This is a genomic window from Pseudoalteromonas sp. SANK 73390, from assembly GCF_054966645.1.
On the sequence record NZ_ARPN01000114.1, the window covers coordinates 1 to 19,624 of the forward strand.

Consider the following 19,624-nt stretch of genomic DNA (forward strand, 5'->3'; position numbering starts at 1 on the left):
TTTATACTCTTCTATATTTCTAAAATTAACTAACTTTTAACCGTTCAGCCCTTATTTCTTCATAAATTTATCCTGATTGCTCGACTAAACATTTTTATAGGTTATAATGCCGCGTCTATTGTTTAACATAGCGCCCATGAAGGGCAGGCAACAAGAATGACACATGCAATTGGTGCTCAAAACGGACTTCCGTGGATAGGCTGATTAAGGCATGATGTGTAACTTGTTTGTAAAGAAGGCGCGTTGTCGCCAAAATTGAAGATTGAGGTAAATCATGCAAGTTTCTGTTGAGACGACTCAAGGCCTTGAGCGCCGTCTGACTATCACCGTTCCTGCAGAGAACGTTGAGACTGAAGTAAAAAAACGCTTACAACAACTGTCTAAAACCCAGCGTATTGATGGTTTCCGTCCTGGTAAAGTACCAGTGTCTGTTATCCAAAAACGTTTTGGTGCTGCAGTTCGTCAAGAAGTTGCAGGTGAATTAATGCAACGTAACTACATTGAGGCGATTGTTGCTGAAAAAATCAACCCTGCTGGTGCACCTTCTTTTGCGCCAAAGTCATTAGATGCAGGCAAAGACTTAGAATTTGATGCAACTTTTGAGGTTTACCCAGAAGTTGCATTAAAAGACTTAGATAAAATCACGGTTGAAAAGCCTGTTGTAGATGTAACTGACGAAGACTTAGCAAATATGCTAGATACGCTTCGTAAGCAACACGCTACATGGGCTGAAAGTGATGCAGTTGCTGGCGAAAGCGACCGTGTAACGGTTGACTTCGTAGGTACTGTTGAGGGTGAAGAGTTTGAAGGTGGCAGAGCTGAAGACTTTCCACTTGAGCTTGGCCAAGGTCGTATGATCCCAGGTTTTGAAGACAACATCATTGGCAAAAAAGCGGGCGATGAAGTTGTTGCTGACGTGACTTTCCCTGAGGAATATCATGCAGAAAACTTAAAAGGTAAGCCTGCACAGTTCACAATTACAGTGAAAAAAGTTGAAGCTCAAGCACTTCCTGAGTTAGATGACGAATTCGCAACTAAGTTTGGTGTTGCTGAAGGCGGTGTAGATGCGCTCAAAGAAGAAGTTAAAAAGAATATGACACGTGAACTTTCACAAGCTATTAAAGCAAATGTGAAAGATCAAGCGATCAAGGGTCTTTTAGAGCATAACGAAACTGAAGTACCGAAATCACTAATCGATCAAGAAATCGATGCTTTACGTCAGCAAGCTGCACAGCGCTTTGGCGGTAATGCTCAAAACATGCCTGAGCTTCCTGCTGAGCTGTTCCATGAACAAGCTGTTACTCGCGTTAAAACAGGCCTTTTATTAGGTGAAGTTATCAAAGCGAGCGATATCAAAGTTGATGACGCAAAAGTTGATGAGTTAATTGATACTGTTGCATCAGCATATGAAGATCCAACAGAAGTTGTTGCTTATTATAAGAGCAATGATCAAATGATGCAGCAAATGCGTAATGTAGCAATGGAAGAGCAAGCAGTAGAATCTATTTTAGCTGGTGCGCAAGTTTCTGAAGTTGAAAAAGCATTTGATGAAATCATGAATCCACAGCAAGGCGCATAATAAGTCATTGACTTAACGCTAAGCTAACGATTTAATGGCTCGTGATGTTCTACACTGGTTTGTAGTTTATCCGGGCCATTTTTTTTGTAGGCAAGAATACCAACTAAACGCAGCCTGCCTAGAACGCTGCGGATTAAGGAATAAAAGATATGAATGACGGTATGATCGACCCTTTCAATGCATTAGTACCTATGGTTGTTGAACAAACTGCCAAAGGTGAGCGCTCTTTCGATATTTATTCGCGCCTTTTAAAAGAGCGTATTATTTTCTTAACTGGGCAAGTTGAAGATCAAATGGCAAATTTGATAGTCGCGCAGTTATTATTTTTAGAGTCTGAAAGCCCAGAGAAAGATATTTATCTATATATAAATTCACCAGGTGGTTCTGTAACTGCTGGTATGTCGATTTATGATACGATGAACTTTATTAAACCTGATATAAGCACGGTATGTGTTGGTCAAGCAGCAAGTATGGGCGCTTTCTTACTATCAGGTGGTGCTAAAGGTAAGCGCTATTGTTTACCCAATTCACGCGTGATGATTCATCAGCCGTTAGGTGGATTTCAAGGGCAGGCGTCGGATTTTGAAATTCATGCCAAAGAAATCTTATCGATTAAAGAGAAATTAAATCGATTAATGGCTGAACATACTGGACAGCCATTTGATGTTGTATCTCGTGATACTGACCGCGACAATTTCATGAGCGCACAAGATGCTGTGGAATACGGGTTAGTGGATGCTGTTCATACTCGCAGAGATATTAAGTAACTTTTCAAGGAGCGGGGTAGTTAAACCTCGCTCTACAACTATGCGAAAGTCCATTTTATTTGGTATAGTTAAAACAATGTATATGGTTACCGTAAGTAGGTAACAATGAAAATATGAGGTAGCTGAATGTCAGACACTCCAACAGACGGCGACAAAAGTAATAAACTCTTGTACTGCTCTTTTTGTGGTAAGAGCCAGCATGAAGTACGCAAATTAATTGCCGGTCCATCGGTATATATTTGCGATGAATGCGTCGAACTGTGTAACGACATCATTAGAGAAGAGATTAAGGATATTGCACCAAAGCATGATACAGGTGACAAACTTCCAGTTCCAAAAGAAATTAGACATCATTTGGATGATTATGTTATCGGCCAGGAACACGCGAAAAAGGTGTTGTCTGTAGCGGTATACAATCATTACAAAAGACTCCGTAGCCAAGGTGCTAAAAGTGATATAGAGCTTAGTAAAAGTAATATCTTGCTCATTGGGCCGACAGGCAGTGGTAAAACACTGTTAGCTGAAACGTTAGCAAGGTTGTTAGATGTGCCTTTTACTATGGCAGATGCAACAACGTTGACTGAAGCGGGCTATGTTGGCGAAGATGTTGAAAATATCATTCAAAAGCTACTACAAAAGTGTGATTACGATGTTGAGAAAGCGCAACGTGGCATCGTGTACATAGATGAAATTGATAAAATATCACGTAAATCTGATAACCCTTCAATTACGAGAGATGTGTCAGGCGAGGGCGTTCAACAAGCGCTATTAAAGCTGATTGAAGGTACCGTTGCGTCAGTGCCACCACAAGGTGGCAGAAAACATCCTCAGCAAGAATTTTTGCAGGTTGATACATCAAAAATCTTGTTTATCTGTGGTGGTGCGTTTGCAGGTTTAGACAAGGTGATTGAGCAGCGTAGTCATAAAAATACGGGCATAGGTTTTGGTGCTAATGTTAAGTCATCTGACTCATCACGCTCTTTAAGCGAGACATTTAAAAATGTAGAGCCAGAAGACTTAGTAAAATATGGTTTGATCCCTGAGTTCATTGGGCGCTTACCTGTTGTTGCTACGCTTACAGAATTAGACGAAGATGCTTTAATTCAAATTTTGAGTGAACCAAAGAATGCGCTAACCAAGCAATTCTCAGCGCTGTTTAAGATGGAAGATGTTGAGCTTGAGTTTAGAGAAGATGCGTTAAAGGCTATTGCACACAAAGCAATGGAGCGCAAAACGGGTGCTCGAGGCTTACGTTCAATCGTGGAGGGGGTTCTGCTAGATACTATGTATGAGCTGCCGTCGATTGAGGATGTAAGTAAGGTGGTAGTCGATGAAACTGTGATCAAAGGTGAATCTGACCCTATCTTAATTTATGAGAATAGCCCGCAGGATAAAGCTGTTTCAGAGTAAGCTTGTGAATCATGTAAAAAGGAGCCAATGGCTCCTTTTTTTATCAATGAGTTGAACTTTATAACCACTATCCCCATATAGTTTGGTATTAATAAAAATTAACGAAGTGTGAAGAGAATATAATGACGCTTGAGAGAACGGATCGAGTTGAAATTCCAGTACTGGCACTACGCGACGTAGTTGTGTACCCACATATGGTGATCCCGCTTTTTGTTGGTCGAGAAAAATCGATAAGATGCCTAGAAGCGGCGATGGAAAATGATAAGCAAATCTTTTTAGTCGCACAAAAAGATGCTACGGTCGATGACCCTAAAACAGATGAAATATATGACGTTGGTACTATAGCGACAGTTTTACAATTATTGAAGCTACCTGATGGCACGGTTAAGGTACTTGTAGAGGGGACGCAGCGCGCAAAAATCGAAGAATTTTTGGTATCAGATGATTATTTCCTAGCTCAAGCACAATTTCTTGAATCACAAGATATTGAAGAACAAGAGCAAGACATTTTTATTCGCAGTGCAGTGAGTCAGTTTGAAGGTTACGTAAAGCTTAATAAGAAGATACCACCAGAGGTATTGACTTCAGTGTCAGGTATAGATGAAGCATCGCGTCTAGCTGATACTATGGCTGCGCATATGCCTATTAAAGTCCCAGAGAAGCAAAAAGTATTAGAATTAGATAGCGTTACAGAGCGTTTAGAGTATCTAATGGCGTTGATGGAAGGAGAAATCGACTTATTGCAAGTTGAGAAAAAGATCCGTTCACGTGTTAAGAAGCAGATGGAAAAATCCCAGCGCGAATATTATTTGAATGAGCAAATGAAAGCAATTCAAAAAGAGTTGGGTGAACTGGATGACGTGCCAGACGAGTTTGAGGCGTTGAAAAAGCGTATTAGCGAAGCACAAATGCCAAAAGAAGCAGAAGATAAGGCACTAGGTGAGCTGAATAAACTCAAAATGATGTCACCGATGTCTGCAGAGGCAACTGTCGTGCGTTCTTACATTGATACCATGATTGGTGTTCCTTGGAAAAAACGTTCTAAGGTAAAAAAAGATTTAGCTGGTGCACAAAAGATTTTAGATGCTGATCATTATGGTTTAGAAAAAGTGAAAGACCGTATTATCGAGTATCTTGCGGTTCAACAACGCACTAATAAACTTAAGGGGCCGATTTTATGTCTAGTTGGTCCCCCGGGTGTAGGTAAAACCAGTTTAGGTCAATCAATTGCTCGCTCAACTGGTCGAAAATACGTTCGTATGGCACTAGGTGGTGTACGTGATGAGGCTGAAATTCGCGGCCATAGACGCACTTATATTGGCTCGATGCCAGGTAAACTTGTTCAGAGTATGAGTAAGGTTGGTGTTAAAAACCCATTATTCTTGTTAGATGAAATAGACAAAATGTCTTCGGATATGCGTGGCGATCCTGCATCGGCTCTACTTGAGGTTCTTGATCCAGAACAAAATAGTACGTTTGCTGATCATTACCTAGAAGTCGATTATGACCTGTCTGATGTTATGTTTGTTGCAACATCGAATAGCTTCAATATTCCGGGTCCACTGCTAGATCGTATGGAAGTGATACGTTTATCTGGTTACACCGAAGATGAAAAGCTAAATATTTCTAAGCAGCATTTGATACCCAAACAAATTAAACGTAACGGTTTAAAAGATTCGGAAGTCGTTATCGAAGATAGCGCAATTATTGGTATTATTCGTTATTACACTCGTGAAGCCGGTGTGCGTAACTTAGAACGTGAAATTTCTAAGCTTTGTCGTAAGGCTGTAAAAAATATCTTGTTAGATAAAGAGATTAAACAGGTAGTGATTAATCAAGATAACCTTGAATCATACCTTGGCGTTCAGCGCTTTGATTACGGAAAAGCTGAAGACGGAGATCGCATCGGTCAAGTTACAGGCTTAGCGTGGACTGAAGTGGGTGGTGATTTGTTGACGATTGAATGCGCAGCTGTTCCAGGTAAAGGTAAATTGACTTATACCGGATCCTTGGGTGATGTGATGCAAGAATCCATACAAGCAGCGATGACGGTGGTCAGAAATCGAGCTGATAAATTACGCATCAATAGTGATTTTTACGAAAAACGAGATATCCATGTACACGTGCCTGAAGGTGCTACACCTAAAGATGGCCCAAGTGCGGGTATTGCAATGGTGACCGGTTTAGTTTCTAGCTTAACAGGTAACCCTGTGCGCTCTGATGTTGCGATGACAGGTGAAATTACGCTTCGTGGCGAAGTATTGCCAATCGGTGGTTTAAAAGAAAAGCTGTTGGCTGCACACCGTGGTGGTATCAAAACTGTCGTCATTCCAAAAATTAATGAAAGAGACTTAAAAGAGATACCAGAGAATGTGCTTGAAGGGCTCGATATTCATCCAGTTACGTGGATTGATGAGGTTTTATCTCTTGCTTTAGCTAACCCATTAGAGAGTTTTGCTGTCGAAAACAGCAAAAATGAAGAAAAAGTCTAAAAAAGTGTGTGAAAGGGCTTTTCAAATCTAAAAGGTATGTTAACTTAAGCACTAGTTTTAAGCCTAGCCCTTATGTGGCCTAGGCTTGATAAAGATTTTCGAATTAGAGAGTCGCTGTGATGTCTCTAAATGAACAGCAAAAGTGGCGTTGTAAAGATAACGAGACCGCTTTTGATAATAACAATGTAAGAGGATGATATTGTGAATAAATCTCAATTAATCGATCAAATCGCAGCTGATGCTGATATTTCTAAAGCGGCTGCAGGTCGTGCCCTAGATTCATTCATCGAGTCAGTAACTGGTGCGCTTAAAGATGGTGACTCAGTAGCGCTTGTTGGTTTTGGTACTTTTTCAGTACGTGAGCGTGCAGCGCGTTCTGGTCGTAATCCACAGACAGGTGAAACTATTCAGATTGCTGCCGCTAACATCCCATCTTTCAAAGCAGGTAAAGCACTAAAAGACGCTGTAAACTAATCCCTAATCGGATCTTAAGCGCGGCTTTACCGTAGCTTCACAACTTTTACCTTATAAAAGCTGTGTGCAGCTTCAACAAAAAAAGCGTATCTGATAAGATACGCTTTTTTTACATTAGCGATAAACTCAAAGTGCAGTGGTGCTTTGGCTTAGATAAGAGAAGAACAAATGCTTGAAAAGATCAGAGAAGGGTCACAGGGCCCCGCAGCCAAAATTATACTTGGCGTAGTCATCTTGTCTTTTGCTTTGGCAGGGATTGGTGGTTACCTAGGTCAGACCACAGAGCAACCTGTAGCAGAGGTCAACGGTGTCAAAATTAGTCAAACAGAGTTTTCTCGTGCATATCAAAATGAGCGGGCGAGGTTAGAACAACAGTTTGGTGAGTATTTTACACAAATTTCAGCGGATCCTGCTTATATGGCTCGTATCCGAAAGGGTGTTGTTGATAGACTGGTACAGCAAGAGTTGCAAAATCAATTAGCTACTGAGCTTGGTTTACGTGTAAGCGATGAACAGGTAAGAAATGCTATTTTGGAAATGCCGTATTTTCAAATTGGTGGGCAGTTTAGTAACGACCGTTATTTACAGCTTATTCGTCAAATGAATTTTCAGCCAGACTCGTTCCGAGAATATTTGCGTGAAGAAATGACCAGAACTCAGTTAGTTTCAGCAGTAGCTGGCACAGAGTTCATGTTGACTTCTGAGCTTAAAAAGGCGGTTGCGCTACAGCAACAAACGCGTGATTTAGACTATGTATTATTGAGTAAAGAGTCATTTAAATCACAGGTAGAAGTAGCTGAGCAAGAAATTGAAGATTATTATCAATTAAATCAAAATTTATTCCAATCACCAGAACGCGTAGCACTGGAATATTTAGAGTTAAAAGCTGATGAGATTGAACCTAGTAAAGTAATTTCAGAAGAAGATGTTTTAGCTTATTACGAAGAAAGTAAATCTCAATACTTGGAGCCAGAAAAGCGACGTGTTTCTCACGTTCTTATCGAAGGTAGTGCAGATGATGCTGAAGCTCAACAAAAAGCACAAGATATCTTGAGTGAACTAAAAAGTGGTGCAGACTTTGCCCAAATCGCTCAAACACAATCAGATGATATTGTCAGTGCAGAACTTGGTGGTGATTTAGATTGGATCGAAAGAGACATGATGGACCCTGAGTTTGAAGAAGCGGCATTTTCATTAGAGAATGTTGGCGATATCACAGAAGTTGTAACATCTGAATTTGGGTTTCATGTTATTAAATTAACTGACATTCAACGTCAGCAAGTCAAAGCTTTTGATGAAGTGAAAGATGAACTTCGTGCAGAGTTGGAGAAAGCTGAGAAAGTTGACGCTTTTTACCAAAAACAAACAGAAGTAGCTGAGTTAGCATTTGAGGTTTCTGACTCTCTTCAAGATGCAGCGATTGCAGCTGATGCTGAAGTTAAAAAGACACAGTTACTAGCACGAAATGCGCTGCCTGCACCTTTAAATTCACCAACCGTGACAAGTGTTATTTTTAGTCCAGAAGTACTTGAAGATAGAGTGAACTCTGAAGTGTTAGAGGTTGCGAGTGAACATATTGTTGTAGTACGTGTGAGTGACTATCAAGCCGCTTCGACTAAACCTTTAGAAGAGGTAAGTGCTCAGATAAAAGAAACGCTAATTAATGATAAAGCATCTGAATTGGTAAAAGAGCAAGCGCAAGAATTGTTTGCACAGCTGCAAAATGGCTCTGCCCTTGATGATATTGCACAAGCTCAATCAGTGGAAGTAAAGTCTGAGTCGGCCCTTAAGCGTCAGACTTATACGATTGCACCGGCGATTGTGAGTGAGGCATTTCAACTACCTCATCCAGAGAAAGATAAAGCGCAGCTAGCAATGGTTGAGCTCAATAATGGAGATGCGGCACTACTTAAGCTTAAAGCGGTTAATTCACCACAGATAAGTGATGAGGTTGACCCTCAGCAAAAACAGAGTATTTCAATGACACATGTAAATAAAAATTATAATGTATTTATTGCAGCTCTTGAGGCAAAAGCACAGGTACAACGCCCTCAGATAAATGTAGTGCAAGAAAACTAACCTTATCGTTTTGAAAAAAAGGTGCCAAATTGGCACCTTTTTTATATTCTAGCTGCACGCTTGGTATTCATGTTTTATATTAATTTCATTAAAACAGTGATCACTCTAGGAGCTAAGTAACTCATGAACTGCGTTAAAAGTGACACCTGTAGAATAACTACATATCAAAAATCTTGTCTGGTTACTAAGTCGTTTATTCCGTGTAGTATCTGGTCATTTACTTAATGCAATTGGTATTACCTCATTTACAGGGGCTCCAGAGCGGAGACTATTCAACGTACCTCAGACGCAAGCTTGAGTAAGTGCGCACTAAAGTTTAGCCCTCGACGTTTTGCATCGGTTAGGTTAATACGAAAACTTAGATTATTGGCATCTGCAATTAACCCGATCATTGCACCTTGGCGAAATCCTTCGCTAGTATCTGCAACAACTAAAATAGGCTGGTGTTTTAGCTCTGCAAGCCAATATTGAGTTTGTTGTCTATTCTGTTGACTCAAAAATAAAATGTCACAAAGTTGTGCTTGTTTATTACTGGGCAGCTCAATTACTTCTGAGCTATTTTGAATGTCCTGAGTATCAAATAACGCAAGTACTGCTTTGTAAAGCTCATGATTACCCACGACGCAAAAGCTGAGCTTATCAGGAGGTGGAGGTGGCCACTTGCTAAACTGACTAAAACGATATAAAAATGCAGCCTTGAGTTCATTTTCGCTGAGCCCTTGAGCATAACTAAAGGGCAGGTAAGAGATAAAAATGCACAGAGCAATGATGGCTTTAGTCATTACTCCAACTCCAGTTTATTGATAAGTGTACTTGGCGACGGCGTTGTACATAGGGGATAAAACCATCACTTGTTATTTCTAGGATTTTTTCATTGGTGATATTTCTCACACCTAAAGCAATGAATAGGCTATTGGTGCTTTGCCAATTTATACTCGCATCATGACTTGAGAATGCAGGTAATTGATAACCAAATGATTTTCTCTTACTTACTGTGTTAGAATGTAGGCTTAATAAAAAATTAGAGGCACCAAGAGGTACACTAAAGCGAAGTTGACCTATAAACTTAGGTGAATTAGCAATACCAAAACCCCCCTCTAGTTCAGAGCGTTGAAATGCCATGCTGGCAACAAGTGACATACCAGCATGCCAGCGCTTATCAATACCTAGCTCTAAACCTTTACTCCTAATTGGCGGTGTATTGAAATAAATGGGTGCGAAAAAATCTTCGTGAATAAGGTTTTTAATATTTGCTTTATAAAGGGTTGTAAAAGAAGAAAGCGAAGGTGTCCATTTTTGTATTAAGCTAACTTCATTATATTTGATTGTTTCATTCTTGGGGATATCAATATTGAAAGCGGTATTTGCATAGCGCTCTAAAAAATTGGCAACTCTAAATGCGCGGTTATGTCGAATGAGTAAGCTGTGTTTATCTGCAAAGTTATACTTTAAACTAAAGCTAGGCGACCATCGGGCGGAACTAAAATCAGAGTTATCATATCGCAGTGCCCATTGAAACTTCAAGTCAGTCGTTAACCTCCATAAATCTTGAATATATAAACCATATCTAGACTCATTATTTTTTTGCTCGAAATTGAACTCATTTGGGATACTTGAGCTGGCGCTAAACTCTTGTCGATGATCTTTTTGAAAGTCAAATCCAACCATCAGCTCGTGAGAGTCTAGCCCTAAGAACATTAATTGGCCATCTAAATTACTCCACCTTCCCGAGTTTCTTGGCCTATCAAACTCTACATCACCATTTGGTAAGATAAATGGTATCGATCGTTCTAGATCATTGCCATGGGTAGAAATATGAAAATAGGCTTCAATATCTTCAGAGAGTGTGTCATCGAAAGTGAGTGCAAATAAATAAGCTTCGCTTGTTAACTCTTCAAGTTCTGGTGTAGCTTGACTGATTAGGCTAAAGCCATCGGGGAAAATGCGTTTACGTTTTGAGCCAGCAGCTTGAAACTGCAAGCTCCCTCTTTGATGACTGAACATTAATCGAGTACTTTCATCATCATTAAGGTGTTGCCATTTGATCAATTCAGCTGGCACATTCAATACCGGATATGGTATGGCGTTAATTTTTGTTTTACTTATTGAGAGCCAGCTGTCAGAGCCTGAACTCGACCGAAACCCTATCGTCGCTCTAGCGTGTTGTGCACCATCATTGGTGATTGAGACTGCTGTATTCACGCCGCGTAATTTGCTTGTTGTTTTGGTTACAATGTTTATCACACCAAGTAGTGCATTATTTCCATACAGAGCTGCGGAGGCTCCAGGACTGAACTCAACCCGTTCAATAAGCCCTACATCCACAAAGTTTTCATATCCTAAAAGCCCTGCATCTAATAGGTTTTCGTTTATTCTAGTGCCATCGAGTAGAAATAAAAATCGCGAATTAAAGTCCCCAGGGCGACCTATCCCTCTGGCACCAACATAAATAAATGAGCTATCATCCCGAGTTGTTACGCCTGCAAATAAGGCGACAATGTCAGCAATTGATTGCAAATTAAACTGTCTTATATCTTTGTCTGTTATTACATGCGTGATAGCCATGCTATCGCTGCTAGAGCGTTCAATTCGAGATGCAGTAGAGATTTGTGTATTAGTAGGTAGTTGATTTAATTGTTGTTCAAGTAATGCTTCCAGATCAGGTAAAGATTTACTTAGCACTTGTGTGCTAAAAAATACGCTAATGCTAAGTGATAAAGCAATGTAACTTCCGCTCATGCTGAGACCTTTTTACTATACACTTTAAAGTTGTTTTTACCTGCTCGCTTTGCAGCATACATGGCATCATCAGCACAGTTTAATAAGTCCATTGCAGAACTAGCGTCATTAGGTGTATAAGCTAACCCGATGCTAATACCGATTGGCATAATAGTATCTTTAATAATAATTGGTCGATTGATGATGGAGACAACACGCTCTGCCAATCTTTCTGCATTATCGGTCGACTCTATATTAGGTAATAATAATGCAAATTCGTCGCCACCGAGTCTACAGAGTAAGTCATCGCTTCGAATGATTGAGCTTATACGCACACCTACTTCAATGAGAGTCTCGTCGCCAGCATCGTGACCAAAATTATCATTCACATATTTAAAGTTATCTAAATCAATAAACATTAAACAGCTAAGGGGGTTTGGGTAGCTTGACTCGTTGGTAATTCTTTTCAGCATTTTATTTAGGGCAACGCGATTGGGTAAGTTAGTTAAGGGGTCGGTAAGTACCATTTGTTTGAGTTGTTGGCCTTGCAGTTGCTCTTGCTCTAATTGCTGCCTAAGCTCTGCTTGCGAGATATCAACGCGCTTTAGCAATTCATTAAAACTACGTGTTAAAATCCCAATTTCATCATTACGAATGACCTTTGCTCGCAGTTGAAAATTATGTTCTTTTGATACACGTTGTGCCAGCTCAGATAATGATAACAGAGGGGTTAAGGCTTTACGCTGAACTCGCGATAGCATAAAGGCAGAGAGCGTAAAGAGGACGGTAATTAAAAGTGCCAACATTAAAGTTAGGTGCAAAAACCAATACACCATGCCAGTTAAGTCAAGCACCATGATCAAATCGCCTTCAACTTTACCTTTAATTGCCACAGGATAATACAGACGCATTCTTACCCCATCATAGACCCTTCGTGGTCGCACCGGTAATTGTTGGTATAGTTCTGAAGAAGGAACAAAGCTAGGCTCAGCGTATTCACTAAAGACCTCTCCATTGGTTTTACGCAGGGCGATAAACAGCACTTCTTTTCTATTTCCAACTAGTGAAAGTTCGTTATTTGCTGTATCTGCATCGTTAAACACCAGCATTGGCACTACATTATGAGCTAGCTGGGCTAAATTAATCTCAGCGGTTTCTGCTTGGCGGTCTCTTACAACGTACCAAAGTAATATTGTGGTGAGAGCGAAAACCAGTAGCATACTGCTTGCCATAACAGACAAGTTGAGTTGGGTTAATCTTTTAACGAGTGACATGGTAGGCATAAGTTCGCTCAATGGCTCCTTACAAAACAAATAATTGTATTGTCTTAATAAATATAGATTAGAGATGCATAAAAGGCAGTAAAATGTCTGATAATTCATCGAATATATTGAATGTATATCAATTGAAAATCGCTTTATGGCAATATTAGAGCATTGCTTTAGGTCACTTTCAGAGGGTCCAAATCACCTTAATAAGTTCACCCGAAAATCGAGCCGTGTATCTTTTTATAATATACCTCAGTACTGGATTAGCGAATTTCCCTCTATCTGAGTTATTTTCAACGGTGATAGGCAGTCATTACAGTATAAAAAAGCCTGAATTTTGAACGCAACATCATCATTGAAGACGACTGTGAGGTAAGGAAAGTTGCTGAGGATCAAAGATAGTTGATGTTTTAAAAATCCAACTACTTATTTTCACTTTTTAGCAGAGACATAGAAGTTACTGAGGCAGAAGTAAGTTTGTAAAGCGCATGTTCTCATATTATCACTGCTACACACGCTAAATCGTCTATTATCGTGTATTAGCATCTCGATAGAGGTTTGTTAGTTCATCAATTAATTCCAATAGCTCTGGTTCAAATTCACTGATAGGGCGAGATTGCTTGAGTGACGTTTCCAGTATTTCAGCCAAGCTTTTAAGTTTAGGCACGCCGGTATAACAACAAGCGCCATGAAATTTGTGAATAACTTTTAACAGTGCCTGCGTATCTTGCTGCTCATAAGCTTGCTCAAGTGTCTCTAGCAGTCCTTCTAAACCATCTAAAAGCATGTTAAGCATTTCAAGTGCTAAATCAGGTTTTCCTCCAGCATGCTGTAGTGCTAATTGCCAATCTAGTAACGGGCTCTCAAAAGGTGCAACGCTTTCATCGTTGATTACTTTGGTCTTTTGTTTGCTCAATGGAGTCTTGGCACTGTGGTCAGAAATAGTTTGTCTGAGCATATCTTCATCGATAGGCTTGGTTAAATAACCTTTAAAGCCATCTTTTAATAGCTGGTCTTTTTCACCAGCCAAAGCATGAGCTGTTACAGCAATTATTGGCGTACCTTCATTTAAAGAACACTCCAATATAGTTTTACAGGCGGTAATGCCATCCATAATTGGCATTTGAATATCCATTAAAATTAAATCATATTTGTGTGTTTTGCATAAACCAACGGCTTGGGCACCGTTATGGGCGGTGTCAATAAGCTCTACTTGATCTTCTAACAATGTGGAGAGTAGTTTTAAATTAGCGTCATTATCATCAGCAATTAACACTTTCATTGGCAAAATCTGGGTACCGCCGTCATCAACGGCAATACTTGGGTGGTCCAAGCGGTATGGGGCGGCAAGTACTTCACATAACTTTCTATGGTTGAGTGGTTTGCTCAGACAGGCATCTGCACCACTGCCAATTAGAGACTCTCGCATATTATGTGAAATAGTATTTAGCATTAAATATAAGTAGTCGGCAGCGTCTCGCGCTTTTGCTATATAGCTTTTTACCAATTGCATATGCTCAACACTGGCCATGTTACCTATTAAACAAATATCAAAGTTAAACTCCTTGTTTAATGCGTCTAAGAAGGCCTGTTCACTTTCACATGAAGTAATTTGCATATCCCACTCTTCCAATTGAGAGACAACGGCTGAATGTGTATGTGCATGTGGCTCAAAATACAAAATACGCTTATTTAATAATGAACTATTTGGCAAATCATCATTGTAGATGCGATTAGGAAGCTCAAAAATCGCATTGAAGGTAAAACATGTGCCATTACCAGGTGCTGAGTTCAAGGTGATCCGACCTTTCATTGTTTCGACAATATGTTTAGTGATAATTAAACCAAGACCTGTCCCCCCAAATTTTCGGGTAATACTAGAATCAGCTTGTGCAAAAGGAATAAATAATGCGTCTTGTTTATCCATCGCAATACCCACACCTGTATCACTCACAGAGACTAGTAATGAGGCGTGAGAGTCATCTAATAAGCGATACGTCACATCTACCTTTACGGACCCTTTTTCAGTAAATTTAATGGCGTTGCTAACTAGGTTGATCAGCACTTGTTTAAATCGAGTGGGGTCACCGACAAGGTTGTCAGGGACTTGCCGGTTAATAGCGATAGACAGCTCCAAGTTTTTATCATGCGCACTGGGTGCCAATAAAGTCATGACTTCATTGACTGCATCACGTAATTGGAATTGAATATTCTCTAAATCCATGGCACCAGCTTCAAGTTTAGAAAAGTCTAAAATATCACTAATGATAGTGAGTAGGCTGTTTGCTGAGAGCTCTATGGTATCTAAATAGTCTTTTTGGTGTTTATTAAGTGGTGTTTTATACAGCTGGCGGGTAAAGCCAATTACGCCATTTAATGGGGTTCTTAGTTCGTGACTCATTTTAGCTAAAAAATCAGACTTTACTCGGTTCGCATCTTGTGCTTCTCGTTTAGCTATATTTAATTGAATATTTTGTGTTTCATACTGTTCAAGTGTTTCTTTATAGTCGCTTGTTGCTTGGTCAATGTGCTTTTGCATTTCGTCACGCTGCGCAATCATTTTTTCATTAATGGTATTGAGACCTTGGCGCAGTAATTCAAATTCACCAATCATCTGTCTCTCAATATCGATATCTCGCTTACCTTCTACTAATTTGTCGGTAGCGAGTAGTAATTGCGATAATGGTACGGTAAACATCTTGCTGATCCGAAAAGAAAGAAACCCGCCCAATAGTAGAGCAAATAAAATGATACAGCTGCTCCAAATCAATGCTTGTTGCTGTGAAATTAAAGCTTGATTTTGGCTTACTTCAATGGCTAACACCGATAAGGTTCTTGGATGTGTGGTATGCCATCGGTCTAGCTGTTTAGAAAAGTGTTTGATGGGTGTAAAAAATACAAAAGAGTCGTTTAGCTTAACTAATTCAGTTTTATGTAGCTGGGATACATCTCCAAAAAAATAAAGTTGCTCAAACTGTTCGTGATAATTACTTGTTAGCAGTAATTGGTTATCTTGATCAAATAACGCAATACTCTTAATCAATGGTGAGTGTTTATTGTGTGCAGTGCTAATAATCCGGTGCAATGCAGCTCTGTCTTGTGTTAAAACTGCTTGTTCAGCAGCAATAGCAAGTGGCTCTGAAATGCTACTACCTTGTTGATATAGAATTTCTTCAAGCTCAACATAGCGATTTACGGTAAAATACCCGCCAAGTATTAAGCCGATCAGCACTGTTGGAATGATGGTAAGTGCAAGAATGCTGTCACGAAGGCTAAGTTTTGTCATTGTAGGGCAGTGCGCAGAGTCATTAATTTATCAATAGATTATCTAGTTAGGCGCTGATTAGCAATGTTTAAGGGGTAGAGTATGGCGCAGTTTTTCCGAGCTAAGGCAGCAACATCAAAGGGAAAAAATATAGAATTGACTGTTGAGTCTATAGATCATCAAGGTCGAGGAGTGGCTAAATACCAAGGTAAAGTGTGCTTTGTTGAGGGGGCTTTGGCTGGTGAGTGTGTTAAAGCACAAATTCAGCAAGAAAAAGCAAAGTTGATTATTGCTAAAGCAGTTAAAATTGTCACCCCAAGTGAGCAAAGAGTAATGGCATTTTGTAAAGACTACCACCTATGCGGTGGTTGTCAGTTACAGCATTTAGATCATACGAATCAGTTGACTCATAAACATAAAGCGTTAGATGCTTTGTTTATGAAGTTTACAAAAGTAGCTAATTTGCCATGGCAAGCGGCAATAGAAAGTGAGTCAACGCACTACCGTCGCGCGGCGAGAGTAGCTTGCATATTTGATAATAAAGCACAGCGACTCAAATTGGGCTTTCGAGGCGCAAAGAGTAAGCAAATTGTGGAAGTTGCACAGTGCAATGTATTGACAGACCCATTTGTACACTGCTTTTCTCAACTTAGAGAGACTTTAAATAGACACACTGCGTGTTCTTCAATTAGCCATATTCAGTTATGTGATGCTGATAATGGTCAGTTTGTATTATTTCGGCACACTAAAAAGATAGAACAAAAAGTTAAAGATGAGCTTGCCACCGAGCTAAAACCTTACAATTTGCTATGGGATGATGGTTCTGGGCATACAGCTTATATGACTTTACCAAGTTATAAAGTCGCTCAATTGAGCTTTGAATTTAAACTAGATAACTTTGTTCAAGTTAATCGTGCTGTGAATGAGAAAATGCTGTTACAAGCTCAAAGTTGGCTTGATTTGTCTCACGAAGACACGGTACTTGATCTATTTTGTGGTATCGGTAATTTTTCCTTATTGGTGGCAAAACAAGCGAGTGAAGTGATCGGTGTTGAAGGTTCGCAGTCATCGGTTGCAATGGCCAAGCAAAATGCGCACACTAACCAACTTAACAATGTGCAGTTCTTCTGTTTCGATTTAACCCAATCATTGTCACAGGCAAGTTGGTTTAAAGAATCTTTAAATGTATTACTTTTAGACCCTTCACGAACCGGGGCCTATGAGATATTAAAACAGTTACCACTTATTCAGTTTGAAAAAGTGTTGTACGTATCGTGTGATCCGGTAACCCTTGCACGAGATTGTACTTTGTTGATAGAAGCCGGTTTTAAATTAGATAAAATTGGGCTAATGAATATGTTCCCGCATACAGGGCATATTGAAACTATGGCGTTGTTCCAAAGGAGGTAACAGGAATGGTTGCAACTCGCCAGTCGCATCAACAACAGCTTCCAGCTGACTTTTCAGCACGATTGTCACTGCTGGCATTGTCGGATGAGAAGCTAGCTCGTTTAAAGCAAGCGCATGGTTTGTGTCCAACAGAGCCAAGTGCTGAGATGCTTAACAATGCCATTGAAATGGTTGAGATCCTTGCTGAACTGAACCTTGACGCTGAATCATTAGCAACGGCTTATTTGACCCCCTATTATTTGGCTAACCTGATTGATATCGATAATGTTAAAAGCGAATTGGGTGACAATATTGCGTTATTGCTAAATGGCGTGGAGCAAATGGCGACAATCAGTACATTGGCTCATCAGGGGAAAGGCCATGTACAAATTGATAATATTCGCCGCATGTTGTTGGCAATGGTTGAAGATGTTCGAGCAGTGGTGATCAAACTTGCTGAGCAAATTTGCCATTTAAGAGCGGTGAAAGATGCAGATGAAGATGAGCGTGTTATTGCGGCCAAAGCAACGGCCAATATTTTTGCTCCTCTTGCTAATCGATTGGGCATCGGGCAACTAAAGTGGGAACTAGAAGATTTATCTTTTCGTTACTTACACCCACAGACGTATAAAAAAATTGCCAAACAACTTGCGGATAAGCGTCTAGACCGAGAAGCTTATATGGAAAATATGGTTACACAGGTCAGTGATAAACTCGGTGCGGCTGGTATTAAAGCTCAGGTATATGGCCGACCAAAACACATTTACAGCATTTATAAAAAGATGTCGCAAAAAAACTATGAATTTGACCAGCTATTTGATATTCGGGCTATGCGAGTTGTCGTGGATAAACTGCAAGATTGTTATGCAGCGCTTGGTATTGTGCATACAAGTTGGCGACACTTACCTAAAGAATTTGATGATTATGTTGCGACGCCCAAACAAAATGGCTATCAGTCTATTCACACTGTGGTATTTGGCCCTGACGGAAAAACGGTTGAAATTCAAATTCGCACCCAAGAAATGCATCAAGATGCTGAACTAGGTGTGGCGGCGCATTGGATGTATAAAGAAGGTGCTTTACCTGCACGTGGTTCTGGCTATGAACAAAAAATAAGTTGGCTAAGAAAGTTACTGCAATGGCAAGAAGAAGTGGTCGATGGCAGTGATTTAGCGGATGAACTAAAAAATCAAGTAGTTGAAGACCGTGTCTATGTGTTTACGCCAAGAGGCGATATATTTGATTTACCACTGGGCGCAACACCGCTAGATTTTGCATACTATATTCACTCGAATGTGGGGCATCGCTGTATTGGCGCTAAAGTGTTTGGAAAAATTGTACCGTTTACTTATAAGCTATCAACGGGTGATCAAATTGAAATTCTAACGCAAAAAAATGCCTCACCTAGTCGAGATTGGTTAAATCCTTCATTAGGTTATATCCATTCATCTCGAGCACGCAGTAAAATTCACCATTGGTTTAAGCAACAGGATAGGGATAAAAACCTACTAGCTGGAAAAGAAATTTTAGATACGCAGCTTGCTAAGCTTGATTTAACTTATAAGCAGCTAGAGCCAGCAATTGCACGTTTTAATTTTAAAAATGTAGATGACTTAATGGCTGCTGTGGGGGCGGGTGATATTCGCCTCAATCAGTTTTTAAATTATGTGCAGGATAAGCCCGAAGAGTTACCGAAGCTTAAAATAGCGTCACCTCGTAAAAGAAAAGGCGATAAAAACGGCGTTGTTGTTGATGGCGTAGGTTCTCTAATGAGTCATGTTGCCAAGTGCTGCCAACCAGTACCCGGTGATGAAATTGTTGGTTATATTACCCAAGGGAGAGGGATTGCAGTACATAGAACGGACTGCGATGCATTTGCGCATATTAGTGACCTTCATCCTGAACGTGAAGTTGCGGTAAGCTGGTCTGAAGAAATCCAGTCGGCATATGCCATCACGATAAGAGTAGAAGCGCATGATAGACAGGGGTTGATCAGAGATATTAGTTCGGTGTTGGCGAATGAAAAAGTCAATGTATTGAATATGAATGTGCAAACAAACGATGAGCGGGCGGTGGCTATTTTTGAAATGAAAGTAGAAGTGTCTGATTTATCTTCTATGAACCGTTTACTCACTAAATTGCACCAAATAGATGGTGTATTTGAATCAAAAAGGCAACACTAA

At 40.0% G+C, this 19,624-nt stretch carries 12 protein-coding genes; 8 read left to right on the forward strand and 4 right to left on the reverse strand.

Features of this window, described 5'->3' with window-relative positions; translation table 11 throughout:
* Positions 1–274 precede the first annotated feature (274 nt).
* From tig to SANK73390_RS15875, 6 genes are all read left to right on the forward strand, one after another.
* Entirely contained in the window at positions 275–1,579 is a 1,305-nt protein-coding gene (gene tig / locus SANK73390_RS15850) for a trigger factor (protein WP_462767178.1), read from the forward strand.
* Between the two features lie 149 nt (positions 1,580–1,728).
* Positions 1,729–2,346 carry an ATP-dependent Clp endopeptidase proteolytic subunit ClpP gene (gene clpP, locus SANK73390_RS15855; RefSeq protein WP_261594833.1) on the forward strand — a complete coding sequence of 206 codons (618 nt, stop codon included), beginning with the start codon at positions 1,729–1,731 and terminating at the stop codon, positions 2,344–2,346.
* 126 nt (positions 2,347–2,472) lie between these two features.
* On the forward strand, positions 2,473–3,756 hold the full coding sequence (clpX, locus tag SANK73390_RS15860; protein ID WP_462767181.1) for an ATP-dependent protease ATP-binding subunit ClpX: 1,284 nt from the start codon (positions 2,473–2,475) through the stop codon (positions 3,754–3,756).
* Between the two features lie 122 nt (positions 3,757–3,878).
* Positions 3,879–6,248, forward strand: a complete 2,370-nt coding sequence (gene lon, locus SANK73390_RS15865; protein ID WP_261627059.1) for an endopeptidase La — start codon at positions 3,879–3,881, stop codon at positions 6,246–6,248.
* A 201-nt stretch (positions 6,249–6,449) separates the two neighbouring features.
* Positions 6,450–6,722 carry a nucleoid-associated protein HU-beta gene (gene hupB, locus SANK73390_RS15870; RefSeq protein ID WP_010371157.1) on the forward strand — a complete coding sequence of 91 codons (273 nt, stop codon included), beginning with the start codon at positions 6,450–6,452 and terminating at the stop codon, positions 6,720–6,722.
* Between the two features lie 168 nt (positions 6,723–6,890).
* Complete coding sequence (locus SANK73390_RS15875; protein ID WP_462767188.1) at positions 6,891–8,801, forward strand: SurA N-terminal domain-containing protein; 1,911 nt, start codon at positions 6,891–6,893, stop codon at positions 8,799–8,801.
* 272 nt (positions 8,802–9,073) lie between these two features.
* Here the strand turns inward: SANK73390_RS15875 and SANK73390_RS15880 are convergent, their stop codons facing one another.
* From SANK73390_RS15880 to barA, 4 genes are all read right to left on the reverse strand, one after another.
* Complete coding sequence (locus SANK73390_RS15880) at positions 9,074–9,583, reverse strand: YfiR family protein (RefSeq protein WP_462767190.1); 510 nt, start codon at positions 9,581–9,583, stop codon at positions 9,074–9,076.
* The gene (locus SANK73390_RS15885) at positions 9,576–11,540 is read right to left on the reverse strand and encodes a TonB-dependent receptor plug domain-containing protein (RefSeq protein ID WP_462767193.1); all 1,965 of its coding nucleotides are present in this window, start codon (positions 11,538–11,540) and stop codon (positions 9,576–9,578) included. Before SANK73390_RS15885 ends, SANK73390_RS15880 begins: the two co-directional genes overlap by 8 nt.
* Positions 11,537–12,814 carry a diguanylate cyclase domain-containing protein gene (locus SANK73390_RS15890; protein WP_462767195.1) on the reverse strand — a complete coding sequence of 426 codons (1,278 nt, stop codon included), beginning with the start codon at positions 12,812–12,814 and terminating at the stop codon, positions 11,537–11,539. Before SANK73390_RS15890 ends, SANK73390_RS15885 begins: the two co-directional genes overlap by 4 nt.
* Positions 12,815–13,316: 502 nt before the next feature.
* Positions 13,317–16,073 carry a two-component sensor histidine kinase BarA gene (gene barA / locus SANK73390_RS15895; RefSeq protein ID WP_462767198.1) on the reverse strand — a complete coding sequence of 919 codons (2,757 nt, stop codon included), beginning with the start codon at positions 16,071–16,073 and terminating at the stop codon, positions 13,317–13,319.
* A gap of 81 nt (positions 16,074–16,154) precedes the next feature.
* Here barA and rlmD point away from each other — a divergent pair, with 81 nt between their 5' ends.
* Positions 16,155–17,462, forward strand: coding sequence for a 23S rRNA (uracil(1939)-C(5))-methyltransferase RlmD (rlmD, locus tag SANK73390_RS15900; RefSeq protein WP_462767201.1), 1,308 nt, complete (start codon positions 16,155–16,157; stop codon positions 17,460–17,462).
* Between the two features lie 5 nt (positions 17,463–17,467).
* Entirely contained in the window at positions 17,468–19,624 is a 2,157-nt protein-coding gene (gene relA / locus SANK73390_RS15905) for a GTP diphosphokinase (protein ID WP_462767203.1), read from the forward strand.